Source organism: Acetobacterium carbinolicum (assembly GCF_047456275.1).
Taxonomy (GTDB): Bacteria; Bacillota; Clostridia; order Eubacteriales; family Eubacteriaceae; genus Acetobacterium; species Acetobacterium carbinolicum.
Genome location: NZ_CP173357.1, coordinates 535949 through 550098, shown reverse-complemented (window position 1 = coordinate 550098; position 14150 = coordinate 535949). Strand labels below are relative to the sequence as shown.

Genomic DNA, 14150 nt, shown 5'->3' with positions numbered 1-14150 from the left:
TCAATTGCGAAGGCCGATATTTATTAATAAAGAATAGGTTCCCGGCTTATGCTTTATCGCAATTACGGTAGCGCATCTGTTCGGGATTTTCACCCGGATTCCCCTGAAGCAATCAAAATAAAATACTATTTTTTTACTAAACCTAATAGAATGATGTTATCGATTAACACAATTCCCAGCATTCTTTATCACATTATTCAATTAAACCATACTGATACTATAAAAGACAGCCCAATAATTTCTTAACCAAAGTTTATCATCTAAGCCATCAAATTGCAATAGTTTTTGGTATACAACTTTTTATTTGAACTCCTTTTTACTCAATCCACACCGATTTATATTTTTGAATTTATGATCTTAAAATAACGATCACTATTACACATTGTATTAAACTTTCTGATCCTTAAAAAAGCAATGGCACAGGTGGTTTATTCCTGTGCCGTTGCCCGGCAGAAGCGTTTTAAACGCTGCGCCTTGTTCTTGGTTTATTTAACAGTCAGCCTCTCCATGCCAGACCATTACTTTTAAAACAATGTTATTTTATCTCCTAATCAGAAAAGCTGTCTCAATGCTTCCATCTTCAGGTGTTGGTGCAGCTTGACCCTTAGGTACAACCACTACACGAATACCTTCCAGGCGATAACCAAAACCGGCGGTCCCGGCCTCTTTACCATTTTGGGCAAAAGCCATCCAACCGATGTTCTGGGCATGAACCTGGTAATAAACATCATAATTTTTAGCATCGGCTCCGGTTAATTCAATCCGGATTGCTTCCAGTCTTAACGACCGGCCTTCGGTGCCGCTTGTGTCCCCATCAGCTTTCCAATCATCTTCCCAGCCAATATTTTCAATGTGGGTTTCGTAACGAATCCCGAGATCGACATCAGCGGTATCGGTCCGTTTAATTTGTATCCCTTCCAATCGTAACGATTTACCCTGGGTTCCGCTCATATCGCCGTTGTTTCTCCAATTCTGCCAGCCTACGTTTTGGACGTGAGTGCAGTAGCTAAAATCAACCACGGGTATTTCGGTATCGGTGGTTGTTTTTGTTCCAACTACACCGAAATCTGAAAATGCGTTGACTTTAAAAATTAGTGATTTTCCATCTTCAGACAGCGTTGGAGTAATCCATTCCACCGCGTCATTTATTTTTTTATGATAAATCTGATAACTATCATAACCCCACTGTTCAGTGCTGAGTGGAATGGTCAGGGTGACATAACTGGTAGCATCATTGTTGAATTTTTCCAGCTCGGTATCACTCATGTCGGGTTTGATGGCATAAAGGCTGATAATTTTTGCGTCCTTGATACCTTGTTTTTTAGCTGATTTCAATGCTTCTCCGGTCTTATCGGTATCAGCACTTTCATCCCCAACCTTAATGGCTGTTCCGGCTGGTAATCCGATTGCTTCAATCCCAGTCTTTATATCTTTAACAACCGGGGTTTCTGCTTCCAGTTCAGCGATTCGAGTCTCTGCCAGAATTAACGCGCTGAGATTAGTAACCAATGCTTTCTGTGTTTCCGTCAATGCATTATAGGCAATCCGAGCAGCGACAACATCGGCTTTTTCTCCCAGCAACAAAGCCGTTCCGCTGGGAAGTGCGGCAATTTTATCGGTAACCGCTTTAGCCGCAGCTTTATTGGCTACTTCAGTTGCTTCTTTTTCCAGTTCAGCAATTTTTGCTTCGGCAGCCGCCAAAGTACTGAAATTGGTGACAAACGCTTTTTGCGTCGCTGTTAGTGCATCATAACCAATACGAGCTGCCGTTACCGCATCCTTATCAGTCAATGCCAGCTTAGTTACTACTGGTAATGCATCAATCTGATCACTAACTTTTTTTGCTATTTCTTGATCTGTTTTAGCCGAATTAGCTACAGCCTTGTTCAGTGCTATCGCCGCATCGTTCGTCGCTTTAAAAGTTGCGGTCATATCTTGCACAACTGTCATCGCAGTATCATAGGCGGTTTTAATGCCAGCATCACTTAAGTAGGTCGATTTATTGGCATTAACAGCGGCAATCGCTTTTAACAGGCTATCTTTATTAGCGATGTTCACCAGCACTTTGTTGGTTCCATATTCTATCCCGGTTATATCGCTCCCTGTTCCCCAATAGGTAAAAGCTAACCGCATCACATCACCATCGTTGAGGGTGTATGCATCCATCCCTACATTGGGGGCCGAATTATTAACCAAATAATACCAGCCGGAATATTTACTATAGTCAAATTCTCCTAATATATCGCCACCATAACGGCTGCTATAAGCGTTAGCTACTGCACTGTTGTCGCCACCTATTTTTGAGACAATATAATCCGGGATCGTTGCAGTTCCGTTATCGGCTCCTTTAACGGCCCGAAGATAACCCACGTCACCAACCAGGTTATCGGCACCCAGTAGTTTTTCTAAAGCCTGACGGGCGGTTTCACCTTCTTCAATAGAAACAATGACCGGTTCGACATAGAATCCCTGTCCAATGGTAAATCGTTCCACGTCAATGGTGATGCTACCATTATTTGGCTTTAATTTTTCGATAGCTGTTTCGGCATTTGTTAAAATTATTAACGTATCGGCGCTAACAAGGTCTTTTTGATCTGCTGTCAATTTGTTATATTCCGTTCGAGCGGATTCAATACTCGCCTTTTGATCCCATTTGGTGATGGTTCCCAAAGCATTAATCTGATCTGTCACTTTTTTAGCGGCAGCCTGATCGGCTTTAGTTTTTTCGAGTTCAGTGATTCTAGTTTTCGCTGCTGTTAACGTTTCTATATTTTTTACTAATTTCTTTTGCAAGTCACTTAATGCTGTATATGCGTTCCATGTTTCTTCAACTTGTTGTTTGTTGGTTAATACCAACTCATTCGTTGCTGGTAATTTATCTATCTTATCAATTACCTTTTGCGCTTCAGCTTGATCTGCTTCATTAGCATCTTTTACAAGTTTTGCGATTTTGGCTACCGCTAATTCCAGCTTTGTCCGGTTGTCTTCTTTGACCAAAGCTTGCTGCTCAGCCGTAAGTTTCTCAAAGGCTGTTTGAGCTTGCTCTACTTGTATTTTATCGGTTAGTGCCAACGCACTTTCTGCTGGTAATTTGCCAATTAAATCATCTACCGTTTTAGCCTCTTTTTCGTTTTCGGTTTCACCGGCTGTTTCTGCTTCAGCAATAATTCCAAAATCAGAGAAAGAACTTACCGTAAAAATCAGGGTAGCACCATCTTCTGAAACTACCGGTGTAATCCATTCGACCATTCCACCACTTTTTAAATGATAAATCTGATAACTACTGGCCCCACGCTGATTTTCCGGAATCGGAAGCATCATCGTTACATAGCTATTGTCTTCGCCATTAAAAGTCTTCAATTCGTCATCTGTCATATTTGGTTTAATGTCATAGAGAGTGACCACCGTTACATTTTTAAGCCCTGCCTCAGTAGCCGCTTTTTCGGCTGCTGCTTTCACCTTAGCGTCATTCTTTTTATCTTCTACAATCAATTTTTTTACTTTTTCAGGAAGACCAGTTACTTCAATCCCAGTTTCTTCATATCTCACTGGGGGCACTGTTTTTACCAGTTCCGCTATTTTATCTTCAGCAGCGGTTAGTTTTTGTTGGATTTCTTCACTGACAAAATCTTTCTGACTACCGGTTAAGGCCTTAAAGGCTTTTCGAATCTTCATCACCTCGGCTTTGTCACCGGCTTTAAGCTGATCAACGGCTTTTATCCCATCAATGAGATCACTAACTTTTTTAGCTTCCGCTCTATCCGCTTCAGAACCTGCAGTTGCTTCCAGTTCCGCTATTTTTGCCTCAGCTGCTTCAAGTACAGCCAGATTAGTGACTAGCTTCTGTTGCACTTCAGTTAAGGCTGTATAATCAACTCGTGCCTTTGTAACTTTTTCTTTTTCTGCCAATGTCAGCTTATCCGCATCCGACAGTGCTGCAATTTGATCGTCAACCATTTTTGCCTTCGCTGTGTCCGTATCGCTTGGCGTATCGCTCCCGGCCAGTTTTGCTTTAACGGTCTCGTATTTGGTTTTATCAATACTATTTAATTGAGTTTCCGACCAGGTTAACTCTTGGTTATTCAACAGATTATCCACTTCATCCAGTGCTGTTTGAGCAGCAGCTTTGTTTTCATCGGTGATGGTGTCCGCCGCCGGCAGCTCAGCAATGGCGTTGTTGACCCGCACCGTTGAGTTTAAAACATCAGTGCAGTCAAAGATCTGGTTCTCATTTCGATAAGCTCTTACAACTGCCTCATAGCCTCGTGCGATCTGGCCCTGATCGGCACTATAGGACTGGCTAACTGAGGCAAGTGAATCCAACATTGAAAAGCCGTTTTTAATAAAATCCGCTTGGAAAATATCCACATCTGCCATTCCCAGCATGATATACACCTGAGCATTGGACCAGGGATTATTGTAGCTGATGCCGCTGTAGAACACGCCGGTATAGCCCTGAATACGTGAAAAATAAGGGATAAACACAGTTTCCATCGCCTGTTTGACATAATAGAGATCGGTTCCTTCCTGAGCATTGGGATCGTAGTAGGCGGCCAGCGGCTGAGATCCCATGATGTACATATCAATCAGCGGATCATTGCCAGTGCTGGCTCCGTCAAGCGCTTTTTTTGCCAGCTCAACCGCGTAGGCTTCTTGTGTGCCCGGTAAATAATTGTAAGAATCAATAGCAAATGAACTTACCTGTCCTACAAAATAACCGTCGGACGGGTTTTTTCCATTGGTCAGCATTTCAATAAGATTGTAGCCAGCCACATTTCGGGCGTCATAGCCCATGGCGGTGATGGCCAGTGCATCCTTGGCGACTTCATTGGCATCGAAACCTTCATTTAAGGGTTTGCCTTCTCCATCCACTTTTTTCGATGCGGTGTATTTTTCCTCAAAGGCCTGATAGCATTCATCGAAAAAGCCTGCATGCGGGGTATAACCGGCTCTGGCCGAGGTGAAAATCAGCCAGGAACCGTACTGGTTATTGCCAGCCCCAAACACCGCATCATGCCCGGAAACATCGACGGGCAGATAGTATGCCAGCGATTCCTGAATGCGGGTTTCGGTGGCAGCAATCGCTGCTGCTTTTTGATCATCCGAATACGTTGTTTTGCTGTTAAAGGTAAACGCTGGTTCATTGACACTAAAATCTTCCCCTAAAACACCCGTTTTATATTCGTTACTGAAGAATTTAAGGGTGTAGGCATTTGATCCGCTGTCGTCATAGACCAGCTTATACTGGGATAAAAAGCCTTGCAACTTGCCATCAAAATTATTCTTTGCTGCTGCAACACCCGTAAAGGTTAATGGATTTTGGATCCCTTTATCCGGATCTTTTAGTTCCAGCTTTGCATGATAGTCATCAATGATCGTCTGACTTTCTGCCTTACCATCGGTGGCAACCAGCGTAATGCTTTCAATGTCAGCCTTTAGAAAGTCAGTTGCATCCGTATTGATGTCGGTATCCGGAACGACCTTATCTTTGATTTTTACGACTGCTTTTACCTGTATTTCGCTGCTATTTCCTTCCGGCAGCTGGTAGCGCAAGCTGGGATACCCGCCATTGGTGGCATCCATTTTCCATTCTTTCTCAAAATTCCAGTTCGGGAAATTTGAAGCGCTATTCATACTGTCTTTAAACTGGGTTTCGGTTAATGGAGCACCAAAATTATTAATCGTTGCCAGGTTAGTATTGATTGTATCCTGATAATAGCAACCTTTAATATTCGTTTGATCAGTTTCATAAGCAATTGAATAAATGGTTTCTGTTTCAGTACTCGTTAAATGACCAGTAGCATAACAATTCTGCATAATTGCAGAATTACTATTCATTGCAGCAATGCCGCCAATCCACTTTCCATTGGTTTCTTCAATATTTACACGACTGTAACAGTTGATGATCTGGGCATTACTTCCATTATTTTGCCCCACTAATCCACCGACTTGAGAAGCATTACCAGTTGCCGTTTTTATTGTTCCGGTTGCCGAACAATTAATTATTTTTCCTTGATTCTTCATTGCCAATGTTCCAAGCTTCTGAGACGTAGAAGTGCTTTTAAACGCCTGTAAATCTACAGATTCTAAATTAAAATTATAAACCTTGCCAGAGGCCGCAATTGTATGAAATACCGCCATCTGATTATCGTTGTATCCGATAATGCTATGGCCCTGTCCATCAAAAACCCCGGAAAAATTACGAGTTGAAGATGGGCGTTTCAATGATGTCAACGGATGTGTTTCATCGATGGTAATATCATTGTTTAGCATTATCTTTTTTCCAGTGTAGTCTATTTTATCAGTAATCATTGACGCCCGAAAGGCGTTAAGATCTGCGACTGTGCTGATTACATAACTGCCGGTTGCCGGATTCCAAGTATCTCCGGTTTCCCCTTCTGCCCTAACTGCCATGGAAGTGAAGCCAGACACCACCATCATTGTTATCAAGAAAAAAAGCATGATTGTGATATTCTTTTTCTTTTCGATCCATATATTTTTCATTTTTAATCCCTTTCCTTATATTAAAGAAAGAGGGACCAAATGTCCCTCTTTAAACCTTTCACCAAAATCAAAACACTACATTACTTAGAGTGAAGCCGTTGCCGCATCGACTGCAGTCTGTGTGGCATCAACATCATTAAAGACAGCTAAGGCGGTAGCATAATCTGGATCAGTTGGATTATTCGCCAATGCTTTTACCAACGCATCTTTGTTGGCCATCGTAAAGTCAGGTGCAGTATATTCTGTGCTATTCCAATCGTATACCCAAGCTGTTCCATTATATGTCGGATCTTCGGTTGGCAACCATGAACTGTATGACAGTCCCATGTCAGCACCCATATTCAGGGAGTAATACCAACGAATGGTGGCACTGGTGTCCCCAGCATTGAGTAAACCGGTGTTAATCAGATCCTGTACGGTCGTATTCCCGCTGTACCAAACCGTATTACCGCCATAGGTTCCTGATGTCTGACTGTCAATCTGCATCATCCAACCGGAAACTCCGGTAAATTCTTTTTCTTTTAACAAACCATCACTCTGATTAGTAGAGACCATGTGTGCATCGGTGCAAGGATCAGTTAATGTACCATAGTATGTTCCGAAATTATAGCTATCCGAAAACGAACTACTCATGTAATCCACATAACCATAATTGTCATGCACGGTTACACCGCCTTTAACGTCATTTAACAGCTCCAAAACAGTTGTGGTACTATAATCTGCCGGATTGACATGAACATGAGCCGGAGCCACAATTGCCGGCCCGCCCATAACAGACTGATCCACGGCAATGTAGAAATCCGTCCCATCATCCAAACCTGCTGCAAATGCTGGGGAAGCAAATGCTGACAACATTGCCATCGAACCGACTACTGCTAATGCTTTTTTACCATAACTTTTGATTTTCATGTGTTTTAATCCTCCATAATTTTTTTCTTAAATTTGAAAATTTGAATCTTGACATCACTGTCAATAGAGGGTAAACTAAATTATAATTATCTAATGTGACTTGTTGTCACCCACCACAGGAATCTACCAATTCCTGTGGTTTTTTATTTGCCCTCGTTACCAAAAACCAATTTTTGAACCGATTCTGCTGCAGTCAATTGGCCGGTTCCTCCAATCGGATAAGACTGCAGTTCTGCTCATCCTGCTTTTTCACACGCGCCCCCTTTCTGTTTGTTAACCAAACCATGAAACCCAATGCTTCACATTTATTCTCAAGGTGTAACCACCTGGAACGTCTTTTTTAAGAGCCTTCGACTTTTTTAGTTTTCAATGATCGTTCTGCCTGTTTATTTGAATGTGCTGTCACATTTGATGCAATCAGTTGTTTTTGATTTTATGCCAACACAGTCAACCCTTGTTTCTTAATTAGTTCAAGCAATCAGCACTTTATCAATCCCGGCGGCCCAGCCTTCATCAATTTGGTACAATCCTTCCGCTTCGTCAAACTGCTGGCGGAGCGGGCTTTTTTTAAGCAGATACTCGTAATCCCGGGTCGGGGTGGTAACAAAGATGGGTTTGGGGGAGCTGCTGAGCAGCCCAAAGTTAAGCTCTCCTGCTTTGCCTTTTAAGGAATCAAACAGGGCTTTATAAACCCGAATTGGTGGTTTAGCGTTTTTCATTTTCACAGTGACATCATCCTTGATCTTATAGCCCAGATAGGTAACGATCTTGTCATTGAGGCCAGCGCTGAAAATGTGAATCTTTTCAATCAGATCCATCATGTCGTGGACCACCCGAATGCGGTAGGTGGGGAAGAGCTCCCGAGTCTCGGCAATCTGATCTCCAGTTATGCGACTTTTGCTGATCCGTTCGTCTTCATCTCTGGCGTCCTCGTCCAACTCCAGAAAAATAATGTACTCCTTTTCCATTTCTTTATAGGCCATGGAATAAGGGCTTCTAAAGTGATGTGTACAGGATGGGCAGGTAAAGTCAAAAATCCTCCCCCAAATGACCTCGTCTCTTAATGCTGTGTCTAGAGTAGCATTAATCACCTCATAGGCTTCAGCATTAAAAAATGCGCCACAGGACGGACAGGTTTTTACAATTTTTTTTCTGGTCGCCATTGAAACCTCCAATTTTCTGTTTTTTATACAAAAAAAGAACTCCCATCAAAGCCAAAAAAGGCCTTAGACAGAAGTTCCAGTGTTGCTGTAGAACTTTTATGATCTGATCCACTCTGCGTTGAATCGTATCTGTCGATAAAGCTTGAGTTCCCGACTGATGCCTTGCGGCAATCACGGTAGCGCATCTGCTTGGGAATTTCACCCGATTCCTCGCGGTAAAAACATCACTGCTTTTACCATAGCCGATATGACTCGGCGACTTTATCATCTCATAATATTTAGTTTATTGTTGCTCGTATCTTAATCTCATTTAAGTTACAAGGCAATTCTAACATTCGGTTTTAAAAATTGCAACCGTTTTTTTAATTCTTTTTTGTAGTCTCGGTTGAATCAAACTGACAATTGATCTGTTCGCGGGCAATCACGGATCGACATGACGTTACAATTTTTACTTCAACTTACATCGCTTTGGTTTTCCACCGTAAACCCATTTTCCCGGCAATAGCGATCCACCCAGGAGCCTTTTTTACACACCACCGTTGTATCCAGACGATTAAAGATCCCACTACCCAGTATCTCCGGATCACCCTCAAAAACCGCCCGGCGGAGATTGTCACAGCCATGAAAAGCCCATTTATCAATCTGTTTGACGCTTTTGGGGATTGTGATTTCCCGCAATCCCAGACAGCGCAAAAAGGCCCCTTCTTCCAGCACTTCCAGTTGTTCATTTAGCTTAAGCGACGTTAAACCACTACGATAAAAGGCTTCCCGACCAATTCGCAGTAGCCCCTCCGGAAAGCAAGCACTTTTAAGACTATCGCAATAGCAGAAGCTGCGAAAGCCGATTTCACGGCACTGTTCAGGAATTCTTATTTCCTCCAGGCTCTCGCATTCCAGAAAGGCACTGTCGCCAATCGCTTCGATCTGATCATGAAGGCTGATGGCTTTCATCCCGCGACATTGCTTAAAGGTTTTAGGTTCAATGCGTTTAACCGTTGGCGGAATGATAATAGTTTTTAGGCGACAACAATTATAAAAAGCACCTTTGCCAATCCGCCTAAGCTTAGCAGGTAAATTGATGGTATTTAACATCGTACACCCCCGAAACGCCTCATCACCAATATAGGCAATGTTTTCGGATAGAACAATTCGCTTAACCTTGGTAATGTTTTTAAATGCCCCATAAGCGATTCTGGTATAGGCATCGCCCACCCGTATTTCTTTGCCCTTTAATTTTTTTACATCCTGTTCACTAAAGGTCTGACGTTTTACCTCATCGTGATCAGCCCGCCATACTTGGGTTTGCTGCGGATATGCTGCCGGTGTTCGTTCCAACTAATCACTCCTTTCGGTCTCATCTCTTGGCTGATTATAATATTTCTATTGTACCTGATCTGCTTTTAAGATGCCATAAATTTTTGGGCAACGGTGAAAATTGATTACCTGCGGTTAATCCATAGACTAAAAAAGCAACAGCCCAGTAAACCCACCCTGCACCGTTACTCTTTAAAATTAAAAGCTACTTTACTCATTCCCCAACAAACATTCTACCCGATCCAGTTCTTCCCAGGCAAAGCCCTCATCTTCTCTACCAAAGTGACCATAGGCGGCAGTTTTTAAAAACTGCGGGCGCTTTAGCTTCAGGGTTTTGATCATGTTATTAACCGAAAAGGAAAAACGGTCTCTGACCCGACTTTCAATAATGGCCCGGTCGATGTGTTCAGTACCGAAGGTGTTAATGCCAATGGCTTCCGGCTCGGGCAGGCCGATGGCATAGGCCAGGGACACCTCACAGCGGTCAGCCAGACCGGCAGCGACAATATTTTTGGCCATGTACCGGGCCATATAGGCACCAATGCGGTCCACCTTGGTGGGATCTTTCCCTGAGAAGGCCCCGCCGCCGTGCTTGCCCACCCCGCCGTAGGTATCGACCATTATTTTTCGGCCGGTCGGGCCGGTGTCCCCCAGTGGCCCGCCAATAACAAAACGGCCGGCAAGTACCCACTGGGCCGGTTCGTGCGTGATAAACTGTTCCACCCCTCTGGCAATGTCGGACGATTGGTGATTAAGATTAGTCAGCACCAGACAGGTTTTAAAATCCAGCCCTTTTATTTCATTATCATAGCCGATGCCCTGAACGATCTCTCTTGCGATTTCGACCACATCCAGTTCCACCCGGGCCGATATTTCTCCGGCAATCATAATAGTATTTTTAGATACCATGGTTTCCACTGCCACCCGGGCGTCCGGGTCCTGTTCCAGATACCGATCCAGGATGCCGTCTGAGATTTGATCACAGAGTTTATCCGGATGGCCCTCAGTCACTGATTCGGATGTGACCAGGTATTCATTCAATTAGTTCGCCTCCTTATGCTATAAGCTTTTTTTATATTCTAAAACCGTAACATGTTCGTATTTTTTAAAGACCTTACTGAAATAGCTGGACTCGTTGTATCCCAGACGGTAGGCCACATCGGTCAGACTCACTCTATTGTCCAGAAAATACCACTTGGCCAGCATCATTTTACGCATATGAATGTACTCCATCACGCTGACGCCAAACTCCACTTTAAAGATCCGGCTAAGATACCCCTGGCTCACGTTGCAGTCCTGAGTGATTTCTTTAAGCCCAATGTTTTCGGTAAGGTGAACTTCCAGATAGTCAAAGACTCCCATCAGAATGGGGTGTTTGGTGGTGGCTGAGTCCCGGTAAATCTGATCCATGCTTTGAAGCAGAACGTGTTCAAATTCTTTTTTATGGCTAAAATTTTTTTTAGCTTGTCGTAAAATCCTTTCTTCAGACAGGCCATTGGCTTTTACCAGCTCGCCAATGATTTCCCGATAAAGCACCTGGCTACTACTTGACAGATTTTTCACAAAAACGGGCACCCCATAATACATTTCCCGGTAGCTTTTATAATTTTGTAGTGCGTTGATGCAGCATTCAGGTTGCTGAGTGGCTCCGGTCTTTATTAACTGCTGCGTCAGTAGTTCTTTAACTTTCGACTGAGAAATCGGCTTTAACAGATAGTCCTCAGCTTTCATTTTCATGGCTCCCTGTAAATAATCCCATTTGTTATAGGCCGTGAGCATATAGAGGCTGATGTCTTTGTCGATTGATTTAATCCGGCGTCCGGCCTCAATGCCATTCATTTCCGGCATCATGATATCCATAAAAACAATGTCAATAGCTTCTGTTTCGCAAATTTGCACCGCTTGTCTGCCGGTATCTGCCGTGTAAACCGCATCAAACCCATCGATTTTTTTGATCATTCGGGTCAAGGCTTCCCGCATTAAATGCTCGTCGTCGACTACAAGTACCTTTGGCATCACTATCCCACCTTCGCCCTAAGGTCTTTGGGATACGTCAGCCGACAGCAGGTCCCTTTTCCTTTTTTATTTTCAATGACCACCGCATACTCGCTGCCATAGGTATCCACCAGATGCTTTAAGATATCACGGATGGTCTGAATGAGATTGTTTTCAGAAAAGAGTTCTTCCGGATGCGACTCGGTCAGGATCCTTATCCCACTTTTTCCTTTACCGTTGTCTTCAATGGTAATAAAAAGATCCTCCTGATTTTTGCTTTATTGTGTTTTTTGATACTTGTGTGTACAAGCGGGAGCATATTTGAAATAGTACGGCGCCTTCCGGCCACGGCACAGACGCTACTATCAAAAGACCACAAAAAAAACCGCTGCCGCGAATCGCTCTGATTCACGGCAGCGGTTTTACTACCGGCTTTATGACACAATTTTTAATTTTATCTTTCAATTTTATTTTTTTGCCAAACTCTTCTTAACCGCCACGGCAAAATCCAGGGGCTCTTTTTCGCGCCAGACTTCATTGGCCAGCACCTCATAAGAGATGGTGTTAATGGTTGGCACGGTTAAAATCTCGGCCAGCACCTCATCTAGGGGAATGCTGCCTTCGCCGGGAATCCAGTGGCGATCTTCCTTAAAATCATTATCAGAAAGATGCAAGGCCTTGATTCGATGCTTATGTTTTTTTAAAATCCGGCCGCGATTCTGTTCTTCCAGAAAATCGTGGGAGCTGTCATAGCACATGCCAAACCGGGGCGCATTAATCTGCTCCAGCAGAAAATCAAGCAGATGCTGCCGGGAGACATTTTCCACCGCCAGATCAACGTTATATTTCTCGGCGGCATCCGCCAGCTCGGAGAAAAAAGCCAAACCCTTATCCAGATCCGGTGTAAATTCATCCAGATCATTGGTGTGCATCACCATCGCCGGGATTTCAAAATCCTGACAGTCCTTAATAAATCCAATAAACTCGGTGAGCTTGGGTTTTATCTCCGTCCGGGAGGCCGTCCAGATATCGCTATAGCCGATAAAGGGGGCATGAATATTGGTAATACCCAAGCCGTTTTTTCTAACAATTTCCGGGAATTCTTCTTTTTTCAGGGGCCACGGCTCAAACTCATCCTCCCACGAAATCATCGCCTCATCAAAACCGGCACCGGCAATAATTTTAATCCGCTCTTCAAAAGGCATAAAGTAACCAAACCAGGAAAACATACTATAATTCATCGGTGTCCTACCTTCTCTCTGATCATTTTAGAATTCTTTGGCGCTGTTCTATGTTCGATTAAAGAATTTTGCCAATGAAACTGGTAATTGTGCGGGCGAGGGTCTGACCCCTTGGTCATTAATAATCGCCCTTACATTAAATTTAATTTAACTTATATAGTATCTGCTTACTGTAACACATTTTTAATTTTGCTGACTAACAGTGCCCTAGTTATCTTTATTAAATTGCGCTATAATAAAGATATAAGAATTAACAAATTTAAAAACTGGAGACAATCTATGAAAAAACATTACAAGGGTATTCTTATGGCATTAAGCTTTGTTACCCTGTCCGTCATTCTTTATTTTTTGCACTTCTTAATATTTAATGATCCTCACCATATCTTTATTTACCTTCTTGGTGACATCGCTTTTTTACCGGTGGATGTGTTACTGGTTTCAATTATTTTTCACAAAATCATCCATGACAAAGATAAAGACGAACGCCTCAAAAAGGTGAACATGGTCGTCAGCGTCTTCTTTTCTGAGATCGGTGTTGAATTAATGGGCTTTTTCCGTAAAGAAGATACGCATTTAAAAGATTTGCAAGCCGTTTTATTAATCAAACCCCAATGGGATACGCGGGATTACAAAAACGCCATTAAGCAGATTAAGAAAATGGACGCCCCTTTAAACTTCCAGGGTCCCTGTTTGTCAAATCTCAGCCGCTTTCTCACCTCTAAACGGAAACTTTTACTAACGCTGTTAGAAAACCCGATCCTGATTGAGCATGAAACCTTTTCCGATCTGATTATGTCTCTGACCCATGCCGAGCAGGAATTGGCCAACCGCAAGGATCTTAACCAGCTTAAGGAAAAGGATCACGCCCACCTGATGACGGATATTGAGCGGGCTCAAAAGCTGCTGCTTTTAGAATGGCTGATCTATATGAACCACCTGCGAAAGTCCTACCCTTTCCTGTACTCCTTTTCCCTGCGTACCAACCCCTTTGATCCCGACGCCGAGGTGGAGATTAAGTAACTAT

Annotated in this window: 8 protein-coding genes and 1 riboswitch; of the genes, 1 reads left to right on the top strand and 7 read right to left on the bottom strand. The window is 43.1% G+C overall.

What is annotated here, in order from left to right:
- Positions 1-14: 14 nt before the first annotated feature.
- A riboswitch (cobalamin riboswitch) is annotated at positions 15-148 on the bottom strand.
- A gap of 392 nt (positions 149-540) precedes the next feature.
- From ACIZ62_RS02500 to ACIZ62_RS02470, 7 genes are all read right to left on the bottom strand, one after another.
- A complete protein-coding gene (locus tag ACIZ62_RS02500) occupies positions 541-6504 on the bottom strand; it encodes a DUF4430 domain-containing protein (RefSeq protein WP_414151164.1) in 5964 nt (1987 codons plus the stop codon).
- 84 nt (positions 6505-6588) lie between these two features.
- The gene (locus ACIZ62_RS02495; protein WP_414151163.1) at positions 6589-7413 is read right to left on the bottom strand and encodes a hypothetical protein; all 825 of its coding nucleotides are present in this window, start codon (positions 7411-7413) and stop codon (positions 6589-6591) included.
- Positions 7414-7883: 470 nt separating this feature from the next.
- Positions 7884-8576 (bottom strand): CpXC domain-containing protein, encoded by a 693-nt coding sequence (locus tag ACIZ62_RS02490; RefSeq protein ID WP_414151162.1) that lies wholly within the window; start codon positions 8574-8576, stop codon positions 7884-7886.
- 453 nt (positions 8577-9029) lie between these two features.
- A complete protein-coding gene (locus ACIZ62_RS02485; protein WP_414151161.1) occupies positions 9030-9911 on the bottom strand; it encodes a leucine-rich repeat domain-containing protein in 882 nt (293 codons plus the stop codon).
- A 189-nt stretch (positions 9912-10100) separates the two neighbouring features.
- Positions 10101-10931 (bottom strand): methionine adenosyltransferase domain-containing protein, encoded by an 831-nt coding sequence (locus tag ACIZ62_RS02480; RefSeq protein WP_414151160.1) that lies wholly within the window; start codon positions 10929-10931, stop codon positions 10101-10103.
- 18 nt (positions 10932-10949) lie between these two features.
- Positions 10950-11906, bottom strand: a complete 957-nt coding sequence (locus tag ACIZ62_RS02475; RefSeq protein WP_414151159.1) for a response regulator — start codon at positions 11904-11906, stop codon at positions 10950-10952.
- A 446-nt stretch (positions 11907-12352) separates the two neighbouring features.
- On the bottom strand, positions 12353-13126 hold the full coding sequence (locus ACIZ62_RS02470) for a sugar phosphate isomerase/epimerase family protein (protein WP_414151158.1): 774 nt from the start codon (positions 13124-13126) through the stop codon (positions 12353-12355).
- A gap of 279 nt (positions 13127-13405) precedes the next feature.
- On the opposite strand from ACIZ62_RS02470, the gene ACIZ62_RS02465 reads away from it, so the two are divergent.
- The gene (locus tag ACIZ62_RS02465; RefSeq protein WP_414151157.1) at positions 13406-14146 is read left to right on the top strand and encodes a hypothetical protein; all 741 of its coding nucleotides are present in this window, start codon (positions 13406-13408) and stop codon (positions 14144-14146) included.
- The last annotated feature ends 4 nt before the right edge of the window (positions 14147-14150 follow it).